Source organism: Parafrankia colletiae (genome assembly GCF_001854655.1).
GTDB lineage: Bacteria > Actinomycetota > Actinomycetes > Frankiales > Frankiaceae > Parafrankia > Parafrankia colletiae.
The window spans coordinates 1-22,319 of record NZ_MBLM01000123.1 but is presented as its reverse complement, the minus strand read 5'-3'; the positions used below and the strand labels follow the sequence as shown (position 1 = coordinate 22,319).

Annotated in this window: 19 protein-coding genes and 1 pseudogene; 6 read left to right on the top strand and 14 right to left on the bottom strand. The window is 74.4% G+C overall.

The window, feature by feature from the left end; genetic code table 11:
• Positions 1 to 185: 185 nt before the first annotated feature.
• Together thrS and CC117_RS18165 are read right to left on the bottom strand one after the other, a co-directional pair.
• Positions 186 to 2,162, bottom strand: coding sequence for a threonine--tRNA ligase (gene thrS, locus CC117_RS18170; RefSeq protein ID WP_071085731.1), 1,977 nt, complete (start codon positions 2,160 to 2,162; stop codon positions 186 to 188).
• Between the two features lie 241 nt (positions 2,163 to 2,403).
• Positions 2,404 to 3,060, bottom strand: coding sequence for a TetR-like C-terminal domain-containing protein (locus tag CC117_RS18165; RefSeq protein WP_026310769.1), 657 nt, complete (start codon positions 3,058 to 3,060; stop codon positions 2,404 to 2,406).
• A 334-nt stretch (positions 3,061 to 3,394) separates the two neighbouring features.
• Between CC117_RS18165 and panB the strand changes: the two genes are divergently transcribed.
• The gene (gene panB / locus CC117_RS18160; RefSeq protein WP_071085730.1) at positions 3,395 to 4,399 is read left to right on the top strand and encodes a 3-methyl-2-oxobutanoate hydroxymethyltransferase; all 1,005 of its coding nucleotides are present in this window, start codon (positions 3,395 to 3,397) and stop codon (positions 4,397 to 4,399) included.
• Positions 4,400 to 4,457: 58 nt separating this feature from the next.
• On the opposite strand, the gene CC117_RS18155 is transcribed toward panB, so the two are convergent.
• Together CC117_RS18155 and npdG are read right to left on the bottom strand one after the other, a co-directional pair.
• Positions 4,458 to 5,276, bottom strand: coding sequence for a helical backbone metal receptor (locus tag CC117_RS18155; RefSeq protein WP_071085834.1), 819 nt, complete (start codon positions 5,274 to 5,276; stop codon positions 4,458 to 4,460).
• Between the two features lie 22 nt (positions 5,277 to 5,298).
• Complete coding sequence (npdG, locus tag CC117_RS18150; RefSeq protein ID WP_195905254.1) at positions 5,299 to 5,991, bottom strand: NADPH-dependent F420 reductase; 693 nt, start codon at positions 5,989 to 5,991, stop codon at positions 5,299 to 5,301.
• 664 nt (positions 5,992 to 6,655) lie between these two features.
• Between npdG and CC117_RS18145 the strand changes: the two genes are divergently transcribed.
• Positions 6,656 to 6,874, top strand: a complete 219-nt coding sequence (locus CC117_RS18145; RefSeq protein WP_006542192.1) for a hypothetical protein — start codon at positions 6,656 to 6,658, stop codon at positions 6,872 to 6,874.
• 61 nt (positions 6,875 to 6,935) lie between these two features.
• Here CC117_RS18145 and CC117_RS18140 read toward each other — a convergent pair whose 3' ends face one another.
• Positions 6,936 to 8,192, bottom strand: coding sequence for a tyrosine-type recombinase/integrase (locus CC117_RS18140; protein WP_071085729.1), 1,257 nt, complete (start codon positions 8,190 to 8,192; stop codon positions 6,936 to 6,938).
• A gap of 71 nt (positions 8,193 to 8,263) precedes the next feature.
• On the opposite strand from CC117_RS18140, the gene CC117_RS18135 reads away from it, so the two are divergent.
• Both CC117_RS18135 and CC117_RS18130 read left to right on the top strand, forming a co-directional pair.
• A complete protein-coding gene (locus CC117_RS18135; protein WP_321572623.1) occupies positions 8,264 to 8,965 on the top strand; it encodes a hypothetical protein in 702 nt (233 codons plus the stop codon).
• Positions 8,962 to 9,873 carry a PKD domain-containing protein gene (locus tag CC117_RS18130; protein WP_071085725.1) on the top strand — a complete coding sequence of 304 codons (912 nt, stop codon included), beginning with the start codon at positions 8,962 to 8,964 and terminating at the stop codon, positions 9,871 to 9,873. Before CC117_RS18135 ends, CC117_RS18130 begins: the two co-directional genes overlap by 4 nt.
• 79 nt (positions 9,874 to 9,952) lie before the next feature.
• Here the strand turns inward: CC117_RS18130 and CC117_RS18125 are convergent, their stop codons facing one another.
• From CC117_RS18125 to CC117_RS18100, 6 genes are all read right to left on the bottom strand, one after another.
• Entirely contained in the window at positions 9,953 to 10,576 is a 624-nt protein-coding gene (locus tag CC117_RS18125) for an NUDIX domain-containing protein (RefSeq protein WP_071085723.1), read from the bottom strand.
• Entirely contained in the window at positions 10,573 to 12,324 is a 1,752-nt protein-coding gene (locus CC117_RS18120; protein WP_071085832.1) for a CTP synthase, read from the bottom strand. The genes CC117_RS18125 and CC117_RS18120 overlap by 4 nt, the downstream gene beginning before the upstream one ends.
• A gap of 174 nt (positions 12,325 to 12,498) precedes the next feature.
• Complete coding sequence (gene recN / locus CC117_RS18115; RefSeq protein WP_071085721.1) at positions 12,499 to 14,250, bottom strand: DNA repair protein RecN; 1,752 nt, start codon at positions 14,248 to 14,250, stop codon at positions 12,499 to 12,501.
• Between the two features lie 77 nt (positions 14,251 to 14,327).
• Positions 14,328 to 15,242 (bottom strand): NAD kinase, encoded by a 915-nt coding sequence (locus tag CC117_RS18110; protein ID WP_071085719.1) that lies wholly within the window; start codon positions 15,240 to 15,242, stop codon positions 14,328 to 14,330.
• Positions 15,242 to 16,267 (bottom strand): TlyA family RNA methyltransferase, encoded by a 1,026-nt coding sequence (locus CC117_RS18105; RefSeq protein ID WP_071085717.1) that lies wholly within the window; start codon positions 16,265 to 16,267, stop codon positions 15,242 to 15,244. The genes CC117_RS18110 and CC117_RS18105 overlap by 1 nt, the downstream gene beginning before the upstream one ends.
• A 17-nt stretch (positions 16,268 to 16,284) precedes the next feature.
• Positions 16,285 to 16,536, bottom strand: coding sequence for a hypothetical protein (locus tag CC117_RS18100; RefSeq protein ID WP_071085715.1), 252 nt, complete (start codon positions 16,534 to 16,536; stop codon positions 16,285 to 16,287).
• Positions 16,537 to 16,759: 223 nt separating this feature from the next.
• Between CC117_RS18100 and CC117_RS18095 the strand changes: the two genes are divergently transcribed.
• Positions 16,760 to 17,098 carry an alkyl sulfatase C-terminal domain-containing protein gene (locus tag CC117_RS18095; RefSeq protein WP_071085713.1) on the top strand — a complete coding sequence of 113 codons (339 nt, stop codon included), beginning with the start codon at positions 16,760 to 16,762 and terminating at the stop codon, positions 17,096 to 17,098.
• A gap of 6 nt (positions 17,099 to 17,104) precedes the next feature.
• On the opposite strand, the gene CC117_RS18090 is transcribed toward CC117_RS18095, so the two are convergent.
• Both CC117_RS18090 and CC117_RS18085 read right to left on the bottom strand, forming a co-directional pair.
• Positions 17,105 to 18,199, bottom strand: a complete 1,095-nt coding sequence (locus CC117_RS18090) for an HAD hydrolase-like protein (RefSeq protein ID WP_071085711.1) — start codon at positions 18,197 to 18,199, stop codon at positions 17,105 to 17,107.
• Entirely contained in the window at positions 18,196 to 18,639 is a 444-nt protein-coding gene (locus CC117_RS18085; RefSeq protein ID WP_071085709.1) for a tetratricopeptide repeat protein, read from the bottom strand. The genes CC117_RS18090 and CC117_RS18085 overlap by 4 nt, the downstream gene beginning before the upstream one ends.
• Positions 18,640 to 19,046: 407 nt before the next feature.
• Between CC117_RS18085 and CC117_RS18080 the strand changes: the two are divergent.
• Positions 19,047 to 20,362 (top strand): annotated as a pseudogene (locus tag CC117_RS18080) (DUF1015 family protein).
• Positions 20,363 to 20,417: 55 nt separating this feature from the next.
• Here the strand turns inward: CC117_RS18080 and CC117_RS18075 are convergent.
• Positions 20,418 to 21,683, bottom strand: a complete 1,266-nt coding sequence (locus CC117_RS18075) for a hypothetical protein (RefSeq protein WP_071085707.1) — start codon at positions 21,681 to 21,683, stop codon at positions 20,418 to 20,420.
• Positions 21,684 to 22,319 lie beyond the last annotated feature (636 nt).

Below are 22,319 nucleotides of genomic sequence, written 5' to 3'. Positions count from 1 at the left end.
TGCGCGGCCGCAACCGCCTGGAGCACCACCCGCGCTCCGGATCCCTGTCAGTCCCGCCGCCCGCCGAGCCCGTGCCGGGCCAGCTCGGCTCCGACCGGCTGCCGGACGGAGTAGCCCACGCCGGCCCCTCGGCCATCCAGCAGCCCGCCAGCCCGGCAGCCCGGCCCCGCGGTCTCCGGCCCTGGTCAGACCTGGATGCGGCGGTCCACGGCGTCGAGGATCTCGGCGACCGCCTCGTCCACCGGCACGCCGTTGCGCTGCGTGCCATCCCGGAAGCGGAACGACACCGCCCCCTTGGCGACGTCCTCGTCGCCGGCGAGCAGCATGAACGGCACCTTCTGCTTCTGCGCCGTGCGGATCTTCTTCTGCATCCGGTCGTCGGAGGAGTCGACCTCGACCCGGATGCCGCGCTCCCGCAGCCTGGCGGCGACCCCGTCCAGGTAGGGCACGTGCTCGTCGGTGATCGGGATGCCGACGACCTGCACCGGGGCCAGCCACGGCGGCAGCGCCCCCGCGTAGTGCTCCAGCAGGATCGCGAAGAAGCGCTCGATCGTCCCGAACAGCGCCCGGTGGATCATGAACGGGCGCTGGCGGGTGCCGTCCGCCGCCTGGTAGGTCATGTCGAAGCGCTGCGGGAGCTGGAAGTCCACCTGGATGGTGGACAGCTGCCAGGTACGCCCGATCGCGTCCTTCGCCTGCACCGAGATCTTCGGCCCGTAGAACGCGCCGCCGCCCGGGTCCATGACCAGTTCGAGATCCTGCTTGGAGGCGGCCTCGCGCAGCAGCTCGGTCGCCTCCTCCCACTCCTCGTCCGAGCCGATCGCCTTGCCCTCGGGCCGGGTCGACAGCTCCAGGTAGAAGTCCGCCAGGCCGTAGTCGCGCAGCAGGCCCAGCACGAACTTCAGGACGGTGTCGAGCTCGGTCGGCAGCTGCTCCCGGGTGCAGAACAGGTGCGCGTCGTCCTGGGTGAGCCCGCGGACCCGGGTCAGGCCGTGCACCACGCCGGACTTCTCGTACCGGTAGACGGTGCCGAACTCGAACAGCCGCAGCGGCAGCTCCCGGTACGACCGGCCGCGCGACCGGAAGATCAGGATGTGCATCGGGCAGTTCATCGGCTTGAGGTAGTAGTCCGCCCCGCCGTCGAGCTGCATGGGCGGGTACATGCCGTCGGCGAACCAGTCGAGGTGCCCGGAGATCTCGTACAGGTCCGACTTGGTGATGTGCGGGGTGTTGACGAACTCGTAGCCGGCCTCGATGTGCCGACGCCGCGAGTAGTCCTCCATGACGGTGCGGATCGCACCGCCCTTCGGGTGGAAGACGGCGAGGCCCGGACCGATCTCGGTCGGGAAGGAGAAGAGGTCCAGCTCGGCGCCGAGGCGGCGGTGGTCACGCTTCTCCGCCTCGGCGAGGCGGTGCTGGTAGGCCTTGAGCGCGTCCCGCGACTCCCAGGCGGTGCCGTAGATGCGCTGCAGCTGCGGGTTGCGCTCGCTGCCCCGCCAGTAGGCCGCCGCCGAGCGCTGCACCGCGAACGCCGGGATGTGCCGGGTGGTGGGCACGTGCGGCCCGCGACACAGGTCCTTCCAGCACAGCTCGCCGGACTTGGGGTCGAGGTTGTCGTAGATGGTGAGCTCGCCCTCGCCCACCTCGACCCCGGCCTCGTCGTCCGACCCGGCGCTGGACTTCAGCCCGATCAGCTCGATCTTGTAGGGCTCGTCGGCGAGCTCGGTGCGCGCCTCGTCCTCGCTGACCACCCGGCGGGAGAACCGCTGCCCGGCCTTGATGATCTCCTGGGCGCGCTTCTCCACCGCCTTCAGGTCCTCGGGGGTGAACGGCCGCTCGACGTCGAAGTCGTAGTAGAAGCCGTCCTGGATCGGCGGGCCGATGCCGAGCCGCGCCTTGGGGAACAGGTCCTGCACAGCCTGGGCCACGACGTGGGCACAGGAGTGACGGACGATGGCCCGCCCGTCGGGCGAGTCGACGGTGATCGGCTCGACGACGTCGCCCTCGGCGAGCGGATGGGCCAGGTCACGCTGGACCCCGCCGACCCGGGCGGCGACCACCGACCGCTCGCCCTCGAACAGCCCGGCGGCCGTGGTACCCGTCCGCACCACCCGCTCCTCGGCCTGCTGACCTCGCTGGACGGTAATGCGGACGTCGGACACCGGACTCTCCTGCTGTGTGGACGGATGGCCGGGCGCGTCCCCCGCGCCCCGGACACGACTTGTGACGTGCACCACTTGTGACATGCATGGCTTGTGACGTGGACGCCAGGTGCGTCCCGACCGCGATGCTACCCGTGCGCTCCGACACCCCCAACGGGATTACGCGCACGGTCGGTGACCGCCGGGCAGCCGGCCGCCGCGACGCGGCCCACCCGCGACCCACCCGCGATGCGACAGCCGGTCAGCGGGCGCGGATGCCGCCCAGGACGGTGTCCACGATCTGGCCGATCCGGGTGCCGGTCACCTCGTGGCTGCCGCCGGTGTACTGCCGGTAGGAGACCGGGCCGACGAGCATGTCCGTCGCCAGGTCGATGTCGAGGTCGGCCCGCAGCTCCCCGGCGGCCACCCCGCGCCGCAGCACGCTCGCGACCTGCTCCCGGGACGGGACGATCACCTGCTGGCGGTAGGTGTCGAACAGGTCCGGGTGGCTCTCCTTCTCGGCGAGCAGCCGCGGCATGATCCGCCCGGACAGCGTCTGGATGTTGTGCCGGCGAACCGCGTTCACCGCGGCGACCAGATCGTCGCGCAGCGACCCGGTGTCATGCGGCTCGTGCGACTCCGCGAGCGTCGCCAGCGCGTCGGCGACCAGGGCGCCCTTCGTCGGCCAGCGGCGGTAGACGGTGGCCTTCCCCACACCCGCGGCCGCGGCGACCGCCTCCATCGACAGGCCCCCGAAACCGTTGTCGGCCAGCGCCGCGAGGGTCGCCTCGATGATCAGCGGGTCACGCCGGGTGTCACGGGGCCGGCCCGGAGGCCGGCCCGGGGGGCGGGCCACCCCCGAGGGTGGGGGTGCCTGGCGTCCACGGGGATCCGTCCCGCTGGCATGCGCCACCGTCATCCGACCGCCATCCGCATGCCCGTATGCCACCCGCGCCTTCGTCGCACCGCCGCGCGCCCGTGGAAGCACGGCCGCGTTCCTTCGGCCCGGTGCCGACCACGCGCCGCGGCAGCGGGCATGGTGCAACCGGGCACCTGGCGCCGGCCCGTTCCCGGCCCCAGCGTTCCCAAGATCGTAGAGTACGTCCGCGCGCCGCCGGGCGCATCCGATTGCGACGGCGACACCGCCGGCGTTGCAGGCCGGTCACAGGCCTATCGGCGGCGGCCCGATCGGTGGCAGCATGGAGACACGCCGGGACGCGATCCCGCGCCCGGACGGATCACCGGGAGTTCGCATGACGTCATCGATCAGCAACCCCTCCGCGATCAGCAATCCCTCCGGCCCCGGAGAGGGGGCCGGCTCCCCCGCCGGCCCGGACGAGGCGGCGACGCTCTACGGCGCGCCGACCCCGGCCCGTTCCGCCGCGGCGACGGCGGCCCCAGCTCAGCATCAGCCTCAGGCGCCAGCCGCTGCGCCGGCGCCGGCCTCGCTTCGCGGCGCCCGCCCCGGGCGGACCACGGTCCGCGACGTGCGCGCGGCCAAGGAGCGGGGCCAGAAGTGGGCCATGCTCACCGCCTACGACGTCACCACGGCCGGGATCTTCGACGAGGCCGGCATTCCGGTCCTGCTCGTCGGCGACTCGGCGGCCAACACCGTCTACGGCTACGAGACCACCGTCCCGATCACCGTGGACGAGCTGATCCCCCTGGTCCGCGCGGTCGTGCGCGGCGCCCCGAACGCGATGGTCGTCGCGGACCTGCCGTTCGGCTCCTACCAGGCCAGCCCCGAGCAGGCGCTGGCGACCGCTGCCCGCTTCCTCAAGGAGGGCGGCGCGCAGGCCGTCAAGCTGGAGGGCGGCGCCCGGGTGCTGCCCCAGGTCGAGACGCTGGTGGCTGCCGGCATCCCGGTGATCGGGCACCTGGGCCTCACTCCGCAGAGCGTGCACGCCTTCGGCGGCTATCGCGTACAGGGCCGCGACCAGGCCGGTGAGGTGCTGCTCGCAGACGCGCGCAGCCTGCAGGAGGCCGGCGCGTTCGCGGTCGTGCTGGAGGTCGTCCCCGCCGACCTGGCGGCTCGGGTCACCAAGGAGCTGGTGATCTCCACCGTGGGGATCGGCGCGGGTGCCGACTGCGATGCCCAGGTGCTGGTCTGGCAGGACATGGCCGGCCTGACCGGCGGGCCCGCCCCCCGCTTCGTCAAGCGCTTCGCCGACCTGCGCACGGCGCTGGCCGAGGCGGCCACGGCGTACAGCGACGAGGTGTCACGCGGGGTCTACCCGACCGTCGAGCACAGCTACTGAGTCCTGGCACAGCTACCGGGTCGCGACCGCACCTGCGTCAGCGCTGCTTCTGCGTCAGTCACCGCTCCTGAGCGGCTTCGGGGCCCGGGCTGGCGGCCAGTGCCGCGGCCAGGCCGGTCCGGGCCTCGACCAGTGACGGGCCGTACCAGGTGAGCAGGCGTCCGGAGACGCACACCGCGGGCACCGCGAACGCCTCCGGGCCGTCGGACGGGCTGAAGGCGTACGGCTCGTCCGGCAGCACCACCAGATCGTGCGGCGGCAGCGCGGCGACGTCCACCCGCGGGTAGCGCTGGTCGGAGCCGCCGAGCGCGTTGTCCACACCGAGCCGCGCCAGCACGTCACCGGTGAAGGTGTCCCGGCCGACCGCCATCCACGGCCGGCGCCAGATCGGGATGACCGCGCGGCGGCGCGGCCCCCGGTACGGCTCGGCCCAGGCCTGCTCCGCGGTCGTCAGCCAGGCCGGACGCGGCAGCCGGCAGCCCAGGCGCAGCAGCCGGTCGAGGCTGCGCAGCGCCGCGGGCACGGTCGTCGGCGCGGTCACCCAGACGGCGAGCCCGGCGGCGCGCAGCGCGTCCAGATCGACCTGGCGGTTCTCCTCGGCGTTGGCGCAGACCAGGTCCGGTGCCAGCGCAGCGATCCGCTCCAGGTCCGGGTTCTTGGTCCCGCGGACCCGGGTCACCGCCAGACCTTCGGGATGGGTGCACCAGTCGGTCGCCCCCACCAGCAGACCCGGCGCGCTCGCCGCGACCGACTCGGTCAGGCTCGGCACCAGCGAGACGACGCGCCGGACCTCCGCCGGGACGGGCACCGGGTTTCCCAGGTCGTCCCGCGGCTGCGTCGACTCGTCACGAGGCCGCGCCGGGTCGACCGGCGGCACTGCCGAACCCGCCGCCACGGGCTCAGACGTCGGTGACGCGCAGGCCGGCGTGCGCCTTGTAGCGGCGGTTCACCGAGATGAGGTTCGCGGTGAGCGCCTCGACCTGGCCGGCGTTGCGCAGCTTGCCGGCGTAGATACCGCGCATGCCGGTGATCTGGTTCGCGAGCGCGATCACCGTGTCGGTCGCGGGGCGGTCGTCGCCGATCACCAGGATGTCGGTGTCGATCGACGCGACCGTCTCGTCCATGAGCAGGACGGCGGAGACGTGGTGGAACGCGCCGACGACGGTGCTGTCGGGCAGCACGGCCGCGGCCTGCTGCGCGGCGCTGCCCTCCGCGACGGGCAGCGCGAAGGCGCCGCCCTTGTCGAAGCCCATCGGGTTCACGCAGTCGATGACGATCTTCCCGGCGAGCTGCTTGCGCAGATCGGCGAGGAGCTCGCCGTGGCCCTCCCACGGCACCGCGACGATCACGACGTCCGCCCGCTCGGCGACGTCGGCGTTGTCCCCGCCCTCGATGCGGCGCCCGGAACCGGCCAGCTTGGCGGCGGCATCCCGCCCGCGGTCAGCCGAGCGCGAGCCGACCAGCACCTGGTGACCCGCCAGGGCGAAGCGGACCGCGAGGCCGCCACCCTGCGGCCCAGAGCCGCCGAGGATACCGATCACAAGGGACGACACGTCAGGGAGAGGGGTCGAGACTGAGGTCACGGACCTCATCCTGCCCGAATCCGCCCGCACATGCCGACCCGTGTCACAGCCTGTGACCCCGCTCCCAGTTCCCGGCTTCCGCGGCCGGTTCCGGCAGGCGTCCGGTGGACTCGGGCGGGCGGCGCCGGCCGGGGGCGGCGCCAGCTCCGCGGGCCCGGGCCCCTGCCGCTGCGGCGGCCGCGGCCCGGCCCTCACGCGGCGTCGCGGTGGCGTCGCACCGCCCGAAGGGGCGTCCGGCGGCCACCGTGGCTGGCCGCAAGCCCCCACAGCACGGGGCTTACAGACGCACAGGCTCGACAACGGCAACCGGGAGGACATTTCCCCGACCCCCCGAAAGGGGCACTCACCCGATAGTGGACTATGAGGGAACAACGGGGCAGCTACGATCGCGACCGCGCTCCCAGGGCCCGTCTGAACCCCGGCCCGTCGGGTGGCAGCCCGGACACCCCGGCGATGCGTCGCGACCGGCGAAGGAGCAGCACGAGTGGCAGATCCTCACAGAACTCTGACCACAACATGGAGCGCCGGCGATGCGACGCACCGTGAGGGGCGGCATGTTTCGGGGAACCCCGAGCGTGCGTTCGTCCGAGATGGGCCGTACCGTTCCGAGTCACATGCACCACACAGATCTTCGGTAGGCAGAACTTCCGAGTCAGGCGAGAGAGGTCGAGCAATGGCGGACGTGTCGGTTCGCTTCGCGATGACGAACGACAGCGAAGTGGTGCTGAACCTGTCGCTGCCGCAGGCACTGCGCCTGATGGAAGCGATCGCGCGCAAGGTGGGCGAGACCCTTGCCGAGCGCAGCAACCAGTCGGTGGGCGGGGTCGGCGGGGTTCCTTCGCCCGCGCCGTCCAACGGGATGCCGAGCTTGGGGCCGTACACACCGTCCTGAGCACGCCGCGACGCGGTCCCGGGCGCCCGCGCAGGGCGCCCCGCACGAGTACGGCAGCCGGTCATGCGCCGGGGGCGGGCGGTCCCGTCTCCGGCCGGCGGGGTAGCCCGTCGACCGGCAGATCCGCAGCGGCGTCCGGAGTGACCAGCGTGTAGATCTGGGTCGTGCTCACCGAGGCATGGCCCAGCAGCTCCTGGACCACCCGCACATCCGCGCCGCCGTCGAGCAGGTGGGTCGCGAACGAGTGCCGCAGCACGTGCGGTGACGCCCCGTCCACCCCGGCGGCATCCGCCGCGGCCCGCAGCACCGACCAGGCGCTCTGCCGGGACAGCCGGGTCCCCCGGCGGGACACGAACACGGCCGCGCCCGGGCCCCGCGTCACCTCGGGCCCGGAGCCGGCCAGCAGCGGCCGGCCGCGTCGCAGGTAGCGCTCCAGTGCCGTCACGGTGCCGTGGCCGAGCGGGACGACCCTGTCCCGACCACTCCGGGCACGCAGCCGCACCGCGGACCGTTCCAGGTCGAGGTCGTCGAGGTCGAGCCCGACCGCCTCCGAGATCCGCGCACCGGTGCCGTAGAGCAGTTCGAGCAGGGCTGCGGCGCGCAGCCGCCGGGCCAGCCCGGACGGATCCGGGCCGGCGGGCACCTTCGCGCCGGCAGGCGGTCCAGCGGGTGCCACCACCGGGGCCGGCCTGCCACCGGCCCGCCCGGATCGGGCCTCCCCCGCCGGCGCGGCTGGCATCTCCCCAACCGACGGCTCCCCAGTCGGTGCTTCTCCAGCCGATGGCTCCCTGGCTGGCGTCTCTCCCGCCGGTGTCGCTCCAGCCGGCGAGGTCCCGATCGGGAACGCCGCGTCCTGGCGGGTGGCGAGGCCGGCGGCGGCAAGGACCGCGGCGACCTGTTCCACGGTCAGCGCGCGCGGCGGGCGCCGCGGGGGCAGCGGTGCCCGGACCGGGAGCGACACGTCCGCGTCGACGTCCCCTTCACGGACCGCGAACCGGTGCAACGACCGGACCGCGACCAGCATCCGGGCGACCGAGGTCGGTGCCAGCGGCGGGTGCTCGGCATCGCCGGTGCGCAGCGCGGCGGCGAAGTCCGCGATCTGGGCTGCGCCGACCGCGGCCAGTGCATCAAGGTTCCGCGCCGCCAGGTACTCTCGGTAGCGTCGCAGGTCGCGCCGGTAGGCGAGGATCGAGTTGCGGGCCAGCCCCCGCTCGCGGCCAACATGATCCAGGTAGCGGTCGATGACCTGGTCAGGATGGGTCGGGTCGTCCACTGACCCACGGCGGCCGGCATCGTCGCCGCCCGCCGTGGTCATCATCGAACTGATATTAGGGGGCGGCGGCTCCGGTTCGTCGTTGCCCGCCCCCACGGCGCCGGGAAGCGTCTATCGTGCACCTTGTGCGGACGGACGCGGGATCGTCACGCCGCGCCGCATCCCCGGGGGTCGTCATCGCCGCCGTCTCGGTCATCCTCACTCTCTGCGCGGGCCCGCTGCTCGCCGGTTGCGGGGGCTCGGGCCGGTCGGACGGCGCGCCGGCCCCGCCCCGCCCCGGCTCCACCACCGGCGCCGCGGAAGCGGGGGAGGCAGCGGATGCGGGCGGCAGCGGTGCCACGGCCTCGGGCGGTCCAGCGGCACCCGGAGGGCCCGTCCCCTCCGCCTCCGCCGGGAGCGGAACCCCGGTGCCGCCCAGCTCCCCCGCTCGCGCCGCCCAGGTCGTCGAGGCCTACTTCGCCGAGATCAACGCCGCCGCGCGCGACGGGCGCGTCGCCGACACGGCCGCCACCGCGCTGCCCGGCTGCCAGACCTGCGCGCTGGACGTCGGAATGACCCGCCACCTCGACCAGAACGGCGTGCGGGCCGCGACAGCCCCCTACGAGATCACCGGCCTCGCCGCGGGCGAGCGGCGGGGCACCGTCGTCGACGTCCGGTTCACCGCCACGGCCCGCCCGGCGCGGCTCCTCGACCCGGCGGGCCGCGACGCCGGCCTGGAGCCCGGTGTCCCGGCCCGGGCGGCCACCGCCCGGCTCGTCCTGACCGGCCCCGGCTGGCGCATCCAGAACATCATCTACGCCGCGGGAGCTGGCCGGTGAGCCGCCGCCGCCCGGCGCGGGCCGCCGCCGTGGCGCTGACCGCCGTGGCGCTGACCGCCGCCGGGCTGACCCCCGCGGTGGTGGGACCCGGGTCGGGGCCGGGCCTGCTGCCCGGTCTGGCGGCCCGGCCGGCCGCGGCGGCACCGCAGCCCCCCTCTCAGACCGGCTGCGCCAGCGCCCACTGGGGCAGCTGCGACACCCGGGCCACAGACCGCGGCTACCAGTACCGCTACCACAACGGCCTGCTCGAGCAGGTGCCGATCGACAGCGGGGGTGGCGGGGGCGGCGCCGGCTGCGGCGACGACTGCCCGCCCGACCCGGACGCCCTCTGCGAGCTGCTGACCGGTGTCGGCGCCGCCCCGGAGATGACCGAGGCCGAGCGGGCCGAGTACGACGCCCTCGTCGCGGAGTGCGGGCCGGTGCTCTACGACCCCGACGGGATCGCGGTCGACGACCTCGCCGCCCAGTTCGCCGACTACCTGCGGGAGGAGCTGCTGCCCACCCCGGGTGTGGTGATCCAGCCGGTCGGGAACAGCTTCGCCAACCTCCCGTCGATCATGCACACGGCGGTGCCGGCGGCGTTCACCTTCGACGTCGCCGAACCGGTGCTCGCGACGATCAGCGCCGCGCCGCACTACGCCTGGCGCTTCGGCGACGGGGAGAGCGGCCCCGACGCACCCGGCCGGCCCTACGACCCGACGATCTCACCGCGTGACCACCCGGACGCCTACGTCGCCCACTCCTACCGCCGCCCCGGCACCTACCAGGTCACGCTCACCGTGACCTGGAACGGCTACTTCACCGTCCCCGGGGTGGGGCAGGCGTTCCCGCTGGACGACGTGGTCCTCACCGCCACCGAGACGATCACGGTCGAGGAGGCCGGCGGCGTCCTCGTCGGTAACGACTGACACGCCGACGGCGGCCGGCGGCGGCCGACTGGCACAGCGCCGCCGGCCGCCGCCGGCCGGATGGTGACGGGAGCGGACGTCAGCCGGTCGCGGTGGGCCGGGCCGACCAGGCGGCGTCGACCGGTCGCAGGTCGCGGAACCCGTCCGCCCGGGCGCGGTAGGCGGCCAGCAGGCCGATCATCGCCATCGCGTTGGTGATCTCCCCGCGCATGACCTGGTCCACCGCGTCGGACAGGTCGACGCGGGTGATGGCCATCTCCGCCTCCTCGTGCACCCCGACGTACCGCTCCGCCGCGGGGATCTCCCGCAGGTCTCGGGCGAGGAACACGCGGTAGGCCTCGTCGGTCATCCCCGGCGAGGCATACACGTCGACGAGCAGGTCGATGCGGCCGGCGTGCAGACCCGCCTCCTCCGCGAGCTCCCGGGCGGCCGCGAGGGACGCCGGCTCCCCGGGGACGTCCAGCAGGCCCGCCGGCAGCTCCCAGAGCGGGCCGCGCACCGGGTGCCGGTACTGGCGCACCATCACGACCCGTTCCCGGTCGTCCAGTGCGACCACCCCGACCGCGCCGGGGTGCACCACGACATCCCGCTGGGAGGTGTCGCCGTCGGGCATCCGCACCATGTCGCGCCGGACGGCGATGATCCGCCCCTGGTAGACGACGGAGCTGTCGGCCACCTCGTAGTTGTGTGCCGCCGCGCTCACGGGGAGACCAGCTCCCCGTCGGTCACGCCGGTGACGTCCGCGCCGGACGGTGTGCCGCTCGCCGGGCGGGCCAGCTCGGAGGCCGCGATGTCGACGGGCAGCAGGCCGCGCCGGCGGTTCGCGTGGGCCACCGCCGCCCGGGCCAGGCCGCGGAACAGCGGATGGGCCCGCGTCGGCCGCGACCGGAACTCCGGGTGCGCCTGCGAGCCGACGTAGAACGGGTGCGTGTCGGCGGGCAACTCGACGACCTCGACCAGCCGGCCGTCCGGGGAGGTGCCGGAGAACACCAGCCCGGCGGCGGACAGCCTGTCCCGGTAGGCGTTGTTGACCTCGTAGCGGTGGCGGTGCCGCTCCAGGACCTCGGGCTCGCCGTACTCGCGGCGGGCGACCGTGTCCGCCCCCAGGGCGCACGGGTAGAGGCCCAGCCGCATGGTGCCGCCCATGTCACGCTCCCCCGCCACGACGTCGCGCTGGTCGGCCATCGTGGAGATCACCGGGTGCGCGGTCTGCGGGTCGAACTCGGCCGAGTTGGCGTCGGTGAGCCCGGCCAGCGAACGCGCCGCCTCGATCACCATGCACTGCAGGCCCAGGCAGATCCCCAGGGTGGGGATGCCGTGCTCGCGGGCGTGCCGCAGCGCCTGGATCTTGCCCTCGATCCCGCGGATCCCGAACCCGCCCGGCACGATGATCCCGTCGACGCCCTCGAGCAGGTGGGAGGCGGCCTCGGGCGAGGTGAACTCGTCCGAACCGATCCAGCGGATCTCCGGGCGGGCGTCGGCGGCGAACGCCCCGGCCCGTAGCGCCTCCGTCACCGACAGGTAGGCGTCGGGCAGGTCGATGTACTTGCCGACGATGGCCACCGTCGCCGTGTTCGCCGGGTGGTGCACCCGTTGCAGCAGGGTGTCCCACTCCGTCCAGTCGACGTCGCGGAAGCTCAGGCCGAGCCGGCGCACCACGTAGGCGTCGAGCCCCTCGCGGTGCAGCACCTTCGGGATGTCGTAGATGGAGCCGGCGTCCGGCGCCCCGACGACAGCCTCGTCGTCCACGTCGCACATCAGCGCGATCTTGCGCTTGAGCGCGTCGGGCAGCGGCCGGTCCGAGCGGCAGACCAGCGCATCCGGCTGCAGGCCGATGCTGCGAAGCGCGACGACGGAGTGCTGGGTCGGCTTGGTCTTCAGCTCACCGGACGGTGCCAGGTACGGCACCAGGCTCACGTGCACGGTGAACGCGTTGTCCCGCCCCACCTCGTGCCGGACCTGACGGATCGCCTCCAGGTAGGGCAGCGACTCGATGTCGCCGACCGTGCCGCCCACCTCGGTGATGACGACGTCCACCGCGTCGGTCGCCAGCCGGCGGATGCGGTCCTTGATCTCGTCGGTGATGTGCGGGACCACCTGCACGGTCTGGCCGAGATAGTCACCTCGGCGTTCCCGGGCGATGACCGCCGAGTACACCTGCCCGGTGGTCACGTTGGCACTCGCGTCGAGATCGACGTCGAGGAACCGCTCGTAGTGCCCGATGTCCAGGTCGGTCTCGGCCCCGTCGTTGGTGACGAAGACCTCCCCGTGCTGGAACGGGTCCATCGTGCCCGGGTCGACGTTCAGATACGGGTCGAGCTTCTGCATCGTGACCCGCAACCCGCGGGCCTTCAGCAGACGGCCGAGGCTGGACGCCGTCAGCCCCTTACCGAGACTGGAGGCGACGCCCCCCGTCACGAACACGTGCTTGGTCATATGCGCCTGCGCCACGCGGACTCCCGTGGTCACGCCGCCGGTACCGGCCCCGGCGCCTCCACGGGTCTTCACGGTAACACCGAGCTGAACAGACCTGCCGGGCGCCCTGCCGCAGGCCACCGCACCGCAGGCCGCCGCACCGCAGGCTGGCGAGCCACGGGCGGGACGGCTGCCGTCATACGGCGGGGGTCACGGGCGGGTCAGCTCGGCCTTGTCCGCCGCCGCGGCGGCGAGGAGCTCCTCGGCGTGGCCGCGGGCCAGCGTGCTCTCCTCCTGGCCCGCCAGCATCCGGGACAGCTCGCGCACCCGCTCGGACCCGTCGAGGGCCACCACGCCGCTGCGGGTCACCGAGCCGTCGTCGGCCTTGTGCACGACCAGGTGCCGGTCGGCGAACGCCGCGACCTGCGGCAGGTGCGTGATGCACAGGACCTGGTGGGTGCGGGCGAGCCGGGCGAGCCGGCGGCCGATCTCGACCGCGGCGCGGCCGCCCACACCTGCGTCGACCTCGTCGAACACCATGGTCGCGCCGGCGTCGGCGGCGGCGAGCACCACCTCGATCGCCAGCATCACCCGGGAGAGCTCACCGCCGGAGGCGCCCTTCTCGACCGGGCGGGCGGGAGCGCCCGGATGCGGCACCAGCCGCAGTTCCACGTCGTCGATCCCGCTCGGGCCGAAGGCGACCGTCCGGCCACGGACGGGCAACCCGGTGGGGTCGTCGCGCTGCGCGACGACCGCCTCGACCCGCGCCCTGGGCATCGCCAGGCCGGCGAGCTCGGCCGCCACCGCCGCCCCGAACCGCTCGGCGGCGGCGGACCGGGCGACGCTGATCCGCTCCGCCAGCGCGGCGAGCTCGGCGGTCAGTTCGTCGCGTTCGGCCGCCAGCGCGCCGGACTGGTCGCCGTCGCCGTCGAGCTCCAGCAGCCGGCGCCCCGCCGTGTCCGCCCAGGCCAGGACACCGTCGACGTCCGTACCGTGGGCGCGGGCGAGCGCCGTCAGCTCGGCCTTGCGCGCCTGGGCGTGCGCAAGGCGCGCCGGGTCGGACTCGACCCCCGCCCCGTAGGACGCGAGGTCGGCGGCGACGTCGGCGAGCAGGGTCGCGACCTCGGTGAGCCGGTTCGCGAGCTCGCCGAGCGCCGGGTCGAGGGAGGCGTCGCCCGCGACGACCCGGCGGGCGGCACCGACCAGGTCGACCGCCCCCGGAACATCGTCACCGGCGGCGGGATCGCTGACCAGGGCGCCGTGCGCGGACCGCGCGGCCTGCACCAGCGTCTCGGCGTGCTCCAGCCGGCTGAGCTCGGCGCCGAGCGCCACGTCCTCCCCCGGCTGCGGGGCGACCCGTTCGACCTCGTCGAGCCCGAGGCGCAGCAGCTCGGCCTCCTGCGCGCGCTCCCGGGCCCGCCCGGTGATCTCGGTGAGCTGCGCCCGCACCTTCGCCAGCCGCGCGTGGACCCGCCCGTAGCGGGCGAGCGGCTCGGCGACGGCGGGCCCGGCGAAGCGGTCGAGTGCGTCCCGCTGGGTCGAGGGACGCCGCAGCCGCTGCGCCTCCGACTGGCCGTGGACGGCGATCGCGTTCTCGGTGATCTCGGCGAGGACACTCGCGGGCACGGACCGGCCGGCGAGCTGCGCCCGGGAACGGCCCTCCGCGGTCAGCGTGCGCCCCACGATGATCACATCGTCGTCGAGCTCCCCGTCGAGCTCGCGGACCCGCTTCACCAGCGCGGAGTCAGGCGGCACGACAAGCCGGGCCTCGACGGAGGCACGCCCCAGCCGCGAGGAGACCAAAGCGTAGTCGGCCCGCCCGCCGGTCAGCAGGCCGAGCCCCTGCACGATCATGGTCTTGCCGGCGCCGGTCTCACCGGTGACCACCGTCAGCCCCGGTGCCAGATCGAGGACCGCGTCATCGATCACGCCGAGCCCGCGGATGCGAATCTCCTCGAGCACGCCCCGAACTCTAGCGTCACCCACCCCTCACCCGGCACCCGGAAAACGGGGAATGACCGGCGAGCCGCCGATTCCCGTCACGTCCCAGGCGGGCGCAGGTGCCGGTCAGCGCGCCGCTCGCCCCGCCAGCCGGCCACCGGCAGGTCGAACTTGGCGACCAGGCGGTCGGTGAACTGCCGTGGTCTGATCACCGCGAGYCGCACCGGGCGCCGCCCCCGGACCACCTCGACCCGCGACAGCTGGGGGACGTCCAGCAGCCGCCGCCCGTCGCAGTACAGCACCGCCGGGACGTCCGGCAGGACCTCGATCGCCACGGTCGCCCCCGGGGCAAGCACCAGCGGCCGGGCGAACAGCGCATGGGCGCTGATCGGCACGACGAGCAGCGCCTCCACACCCGGCCACATCACCGGCCCGCCGGCGGAGAACGCGTACGCCGTCGACCCGGTCGGCGTCGAGCAGATCACGCCGTCACAGCCCCACCGCGACAGCGGCCGCCCGTCGATCTCCAGGACGCAGTCCAGCATCCGGGCCCGCTCGGCCTTCTCCAACGACATCTCGTTGAGCGCCCAGCCGCTGTAGATCAGCTCACCCTGGTGCCGGACCGTCACGTCGACGGTCATCCGCTCCTCGACCGAGTACTCCTTGCGCACCACATGCTCGACCGTGGCCTCCAGCGCGTCGGGTTCCGCCTCGGCCAGGAAGCCCACATGTCCCAGGTTGACGCCGAGCAGCGGGATGTCGGCCGACCGCGCGAACTCCGCTCCCCGCAGCAGACTGCCGTCGCCCCCCAGGACGAGCACCAGCTCCGCCCCGACGGCGGCGTCGACATCCGCCGGGACCACGTTCGGCGCAGCGAGGTCGAGCAGCTCCGCCTCGTCGCGCAGGACCCGCGGGGAGACGCCGGCCGCGCCGAGCATCTCCAGCACCCGCTGTGCGCTCTCCCGCACCACGGAGCGGCGGGGATGGGTGACGACGAGCACCTCACGGGTCATCAGCCGGTCCTCGGGGGGGTGGTCGGAGAGGCGGACCCGGTCGGGCCCGACGATCCCGGGTCCGGCAGGCCGGGCCCCGGGCCGAACGGCTGCGGGCCGGAGCCGGCCCGGTCACCCGCGGGTCCCGCCGCGATCGCACCGGCGATCATCGCCTCGACCTCCCCCGAGCCCGGCACGGCATCGGCACGCAGCCACAGAAGGTATTCGACGTTGCCCGCGGGCCCCGGCAGCGGGCTGGCGACCACCCCGCGGACGCCGAGCCCGAGGCCCAGGGCCGCCTGGGCGACGGACCGCACCGCACTCGCGTGCAGGGCCACATCACGGACGACACCGCCGGCGCCGAGGAGCTCCCGCCCGACCTCGAACTGCGGCTTGACCAACAGGACGAAGTCGGCACCGGGCACAGCGCACGCACGCAGCGCCGGCAACACCAGCTCCAGCGAGATGAACGACAGATCACCCACGACCAGTTCCACCGGCTCCCCGACCTGCTCGGGGGACAGGTTGCGGGCGTTCGTCCGGTCCAGCACGAGCACCCGCGGATCCGCGCGCAGCCGCCAGACGAGCTGCCCGTAGCCGACGTCGACAGCCACCACCTCCCGGGCGCCGTACCGCAGCAGCACGTCGGTGAAACCGCCGGTGGAGGCTCCGACGTCCAGGCAGCGCCGCCCCGCCACGACCAGCCTGGGCCGCGGGTCCGGCATCGATCCCGACTCCGCGGGGTCGGGATCCGCGGGGCCGAGAGGAGGCGGGCCGGGAGGCGGTGGCGGGCCGGGAGGCGGTGGCGCGGCGCCGAACGCCTCGAAGGCGCCGACCAGCTTGTGCGCCCCGCGGGAGGCGTAGCCCGGATCGTCCTCGGTCACGACGACGATCGATGCCGACGTGTCGACCATCGTCGCGGCCTTCGCCGCCGGAACCCCGCCAACCCGGACCCGGCCGGCGGAGATCGCCTCGGCCGCCCGCTCCCGGGAGGACACAAGCCGGCGACGGACGAGCTCGACGTCCAGACGGGTCCGACGTGCCATCGACGATCCCGCCCGCCTCACCGGGGTGCCCGGGCGCCACCCGCGCCGGGCACCCCGGGCACACCCGAACCCGCGTGCGGACCGGAACCGGCAGGCGGGCCCGGCACACCGCGACCAGCGGGCCCACCGGCAAGATCCTGCAGGGACTCCTCCAGGAGCCTGTGCACGTCCTCGAACACCTCCAGGTGCTCGGCGGCCGGCCGGCCGGGGAGCGTGGCGAGCCGCGCGAGTGCCGCTGTCAGCTCGGCGGGCAGTTCGTCGGTGTTCACCGGACAAGCCTCTCRCATTCGGTGTGACGCTGGTGGCCGGCCACCGCATCAGCCGGGGCGCACGTGGCTGCCCTCACATCCGCCGTGCCCGCCCCGCCGCTCCCGCCCCGCCCGCCGGGCCGAGCGGGTCCGGTCGGGGAGCGTGTCCGGGCGTTAGTGTCTCTGGCCGGGGGATCCGAGCCGTCCGGGTCCCGGCCCGGTGCAGAGGAGGGGAACGTCCGGCATGGCCGACCGTGTGCAGTGTGAGGCCGCGCTGCGCGCCCTCGCCTCCCGCCTCGACGAGCTCGCCCGGGGCCGCCGCCCGCCGCGCACCCCCGACCGCGTCATCTCATGCCGCATCCCGGACCTGGCGACCACGTTCTCCGGCCATCTCCGCGACGGCTTCCTGCAGGACATCGGCGAGGGCGAACATCCGGGCGCTCAGATCACCCTCACGCTCAGCAGCGACGACCTGCTTGCCGTCACCGAAGGAACGCTCTCGGTGAGCACCGCCTGGGCCAGCGGACGACTCAAGGTCGACGCGAGCATCCGTGATCTCCTGCGGGTCCGCTCACTGCTCTGAGGTAGCTCATCGGGTCGCCGGCAGGCGAAGATCCTCACATCCCGGTGGGCGTTCGTCCGCCAGCGCCGTCAGCTCGTGCCCGGCGTCGGCGGCCGACCAGGCCAGCGCGCAGGCCGCCCGCAGCGCATTCAGACCGTCGCCGTCGGTGTCGTCCGCACTGGCGGTGTCCGCACCGGCGGTGGGGCGCCAGCGCAGCGTCCGCCCGTCGAGCACACAGGCCCAGGAGCCGCAGCGCGACGCCCCGTCCGCTGCCACCGCGGCCGGCTGCGGGCGCAGCAGCCCGCGCAGGTCGGCGGCGAGGAACGTCGGACGATGCTGCGGTGGCGCCGCGAGCAGCTCCGCCGGCCCGGTCACCCCCGTGAAGACCAGCAGTGTCGGTGTCCCGGACCGAGACCCCGCCTCGATGTCGGTGTCGAGCCGGTCCCCGACGATGATCGGTTCGCGGGCGCCGCTGCGCCGCACCGACTCGGCGTGCATCGCCAGCTCCGGTTTTCCGGTCACCACCGGCTCGGCCTGGGTCGCGGCGCGGACGAACGCGACCAGCGCGCCGTTACCGGGCGCCAGACCACGCTCGGTCGGCACCGTCAGGTCCGTGTTGCTCGCGACCCACCACGCGCCCGCCCGGACAGCCAGCACCGCCTCGACCAGCCGGGCATAGGTCATCTCCGGATCGAAGCCCTGGACCACCGCGGCCGGCCGGTCATCGGCCGAGGACGTCGGCGACAGGCCCTCCGCCCGCACCGCCTCCCACAGCCCCGCACCGCCGGCGACCAGCACCGCCGCGCCCGCCGGCAACCGTTGCGCCAGCACGTGCGCGGCCGCCTGCGCCGATGTCACCACCTCGGCGGCGGTAGCCGGAACACCGAAGCCGGTCAGCCGCTCGGCGACGGTCTCCGGCGTGCGCAGCGCGTTGTTCGTCACGTAGACGGAGCGCATCCCGTCACGGCCCGCGGCCTCGATCGCGGCCGCCGCGTGCGGGACCGCCCGCTCCCCGCGGTTCACGACGCCGTCCAGATCGAGCAGGGCGACGTCGAACAGCGACGTGAGCGGGCGGGACGTCCCCGACAGCGGCGCCATGACCGGCGCCGACAGTGGCGTCATGCGCGGTTCAGCGCGGCACGTGCCCCACGCAGTGCGACGCCGTAGTGGGCCAGGTCGGGCCGCATCGCCACGGCGAGCGCCAGGTGCTCCACCGCGACCCGCAGGTCACCGGTGCGACGGGCGGCCATACCCAGACCGAACTGGGCGTAGTCGTCGGTCGGGTGCCGGTCGACGATCCAGGCGAAGGTCCGCACCGCGTCGTCGTACTGCCCCGCTTCGAACTGCGCCCGGCCGAGCGCCTCACGGACGCTGGGCGACGCCGGCTCGGCGGCGACCGCGTGGCCCAGCAGCTGCACGGCGGCGTTCGCGTCCCCATGCCCGAGCAGGGCCATCCCGCGGGTATACCAGTCGTAGACCTCCCCGGCCGGGGAACCGTTGCCCGCGAAACCGCTGCCGCGCGGAACGCCGTTGCCTCCGGGAAAACCGAACTCCTCCGTCATGGCACCTCCACGTCGTCCGGACCGCCACGGCTGTGGCCACCGCGGCGGCGGCACCAGTACCACCAGGACGCCACACCAGGCCGCGCCACGGGCCCGCGCGATCAGTGCCGAGCACGATCGACGCGGCGCGACGACCGCACCGGAGCCAGCCGGCCCACACCCGACCGACCCCACCGGCCGGCGTCCTCGGCGACACAGGTGGGAGGGAGGCGTCCCACCCTCCTCACCAGTGTCACCGTAAGCGCCACTCAGATGCCTCAACATCGGAATAACGGCCTGTCTTCCGCGCCACCCGGACCCGCGGCGCCGGCCCTGCCGCCGGGCCCCACCGCCGGACCCCACCGCCGCCGTCCGACGGACGGATCTGCGCCACGGCCGCACACGGCGGGAGTGCACAAGCACCTACGATGCGCGTCATGGTTGCCTCCGACGCCGCCGTGCCCGTTCCTGCCGGCCTGGTCCTCGCCCCGTTCCGCGCGGCACGTTTCGCCGCCGCGGGCCCGGAGCTCGCCGCGCTGACCTCGCCGCCCTACGACGTCATCGACGACGACGAGCGCGCCGAGCTGGAGGCCGCGGCGGAACACAACGCCGTCCGACTGATCCTGCCCCGCGACCCGGACAGCGCCGACGACGGCGCGGACCGGTACGAACGGGCGGCGCGGACGCTCCGACGCTGGCTGGCCAGCGGAGTCCTGGTCCGCGACACCAGCCCGCGGCTCTACGTCTACGAGCAGCGTCAGGACGGCCACGTCCAGCGCGGGCTCGTCGGGGCGCTGGCGCTCGCCGACCCCGACGCGCAGATCGTGCTGCCGCACGAGAACACCATGGCCGGCCCGGTCTCCGACCGCCTGGCCCTGACCCGGGCGACCGCGGCGAACCTGGAACCGATCTTCCTTCTCTACGACGGGGCGGCGCCGCCAGCGAGGCCGTCGCGGCTGCCGTGCGCACCGAACCGCTCATGGACGTCAGCACCGCCGACGGTGTGACCCACCGACTGTGGACGATCGAGGAGCCGGCCGCCCTGGACGTCATCGCGGCGGACCTGCTCCCCCGCCGGGCGGTGATCGCCGACGGTCACCACCGCTACGCGACCTACCGCCAGTACCAGGCCGAACGCCACACGGCGGGCGACGGAGACGGCCCCTGGGACTACGGGCTCACCTTCCTGGTGGACGCGACCGTCAGCGGCCCGCAGGTGCACCCCATCCACCGCGCCGTCCGGGGCCTCACCCTGGCCGACGCGGTCGCCCGGGCCGAGCAGTTCTTCACCGTGCGCCCGCTCACCACCGGCGGCGGCACCGCGGGCGCCCTCGCCGGCCTGCTGGACGATCTCGCGAAGGCCGGCCTCGACGGCCACGCCTTCGTCATCGCCGACGGCTCGGCCGCCTACCTGCTGACCCTGCCCACGGCCGACCTGCTCGGCCGGGCCCTGCCCGCGGACCGGTCAGCGGCCTTCCGCGGCCTGGATGTGACCGTGGCGCACCTCGCCCTCATCTCCGACGTCTGGGGGCTGGAGGACACGGTCGGCGTCGTCGACTACCACCACGACGCCCCGGCCGCGGTCGCCGCGGCCCAGGCGCACGGCGGCGTGGCGCTGCTGCTCAACCCGACCCCGGTCACGGACGTCATCGCCGTCGCCGGGGCCGCGGAGCGGATGCCCCGCAAGTCCACCCTCTTCACCCCCAAGCCACGTACCGGCCTGGTGATGCGCCCGCTGGACTGATCGGCGACACCGCCCGGGACGTCCGCACACGTCGGTCCCGGGCGGTGGATCACCGTCAGGCCGGCGGCTGCTCCTGCGCGCGGGACGCCGCCGCGGACTGTTCCCCGCCGTCCGGAGCATCCGAGAAAATGATCTCCGGGATGGGGGCGGCGCTGTCGGCGGCGACGGTCGCCGCGGCCCCCTCGCCAGCAGCTGAGAAGTCGACCGCGGCCTCGGGCACAGCCGGCGTCGCCTCGTCCGCACCCGGTGCGGATCCCTCGGAGTCGCCCCCGGTGTCGGCGCTCTCGTCCGCCGGGCCCTCGAACGCGGGCACGGCCACACGCTCCGCCGACTCTGCCTCGCCGGTCCCTGCATGCTCGGGCAGCTCGTCCTCGGGCAGCTCGTCCTCGGGCGGTCCGGCCCCGTCGGCTGACTCGTCCGCGGAAACGTCCACGCCCGCCGGTCCGTCCTCGGCCCGCGCCGCAGCAGCAGGTTCGCCCGCAGCCGTCCGGCCGCTCTCGCCAGCCACCGCGCCAGCATCGCCCGACCCGGTCACCCGTGGTTCGGCCGGGGTCCGCCCAGCGGCCTCCGCTCCCCCGGCAACCGCCTCGGCCACATCTGTCTCAGCCACGTCCGTTGGAGCTACCTCGGCCTCCGTGCCGCGGATGTTCGCCGCTCGCTCCGCTCCGTCAGTTCCGGCGTCGGTGGCGTCGGCACTGACGTCGTCCGCACCATCGGCATCGTCGTCGTCGTCGATCACGGTGAGCTCGTAGATCCGTTCGGCTGCGTCGGTCTCGTCCTCGTCGATACCGGCCGTCGCCGTGAACCAGCGCAGCGCCTCGACCGGACGACCCGAAGCCAGCAATGCCTCGGCGTAGGCGTACCAGAGGCGGGGCGTCCAGGGCTTGGGCTCCGTCCGGGCCGTCGCGTGCTCTCGGAGAAGCACCGCAGCGGCTTCCGGCTGGCCCATGTCGCGTCGGGCACCGGAGACGACGATCAGCAGTTCGATGCGCCCCGCGGCGTCGAGCTCGGCAGCTCCGGGGTCCGACAGGCAGTCCACTGCGCGCTCCGGCCGGCCGAGGCCACGCTCCGAGTCGGCGATCAGCGGCAGGTTGTGCGGCGAGCCGTCGATACGGCGAGCTGCGCGCAGTTCCAGCAGCGCCGCCGCGTACTCGCCGGCGTGGTACGCGGCGACACCGACCGCCTCGCGGACAGCCGCCATTCTCGGCAGCCTCGCGGCAGCCGCCCGCGCATGTTCCAGAGCCAGCGCGGGATCCTCGTCGACAAGCATCGCGGCAGCAACGAGATGCCGGGCAATGGTCTCCGCCAGCGGTGCCGGCACGCTCCGCAGGTCGCGCCGGATGTCCCGGTCGAGCAGCTCGGCCCGGGCCTTGTCCGGCAGCGGGGGAGCCGGCGGGCGGCGGCGCGGAGCCGCACCGTCCCGTGCCGGCCCCGACCGGCCGTGGCCGCCGGCACCGCCACGGGCCGGCCTGTCCGCGTTTGCGCCTCCGCGGGCCTGCCGGTCGAAGCCGCCGCCAGCGCTACGGGCAGGGCGGCCGACGCCTCCGCTACCTCCACGGGCCGAACGGTCGGGCCCTCCGGTACCACCGCGAGCCGGCCTGTCGGTCGCGAACCGACCCCGGGTCTCCGGTCGCCCAGCCCCGCTGGACCCGGTTGGCCGTTCTCTGCGCTCAGGGGCCGACCCGTCCGGGCGGGTCCCCCGGGGCCGCTCGGGTCGGTCACCCGCAGGGCGGTCAACGAAAGGACGCTCCCCCGGACGACGATCATCCGGGCGGCGACTGGTGACCGCGCCGCCCGCCGAGCCACTGTCACCGCCCGCTCGTTCCGGCGAAGGCCGATCGGAGGACGGACGACTGGCGGGACCACTGGGCCGGTGATCACCGGCCGCGCCCCCAGCTGTCTGGGCGGGGCCGGTGCCGCGCTCGGGCCGCTCACTGTTGTACGGCCGCGAGGACCG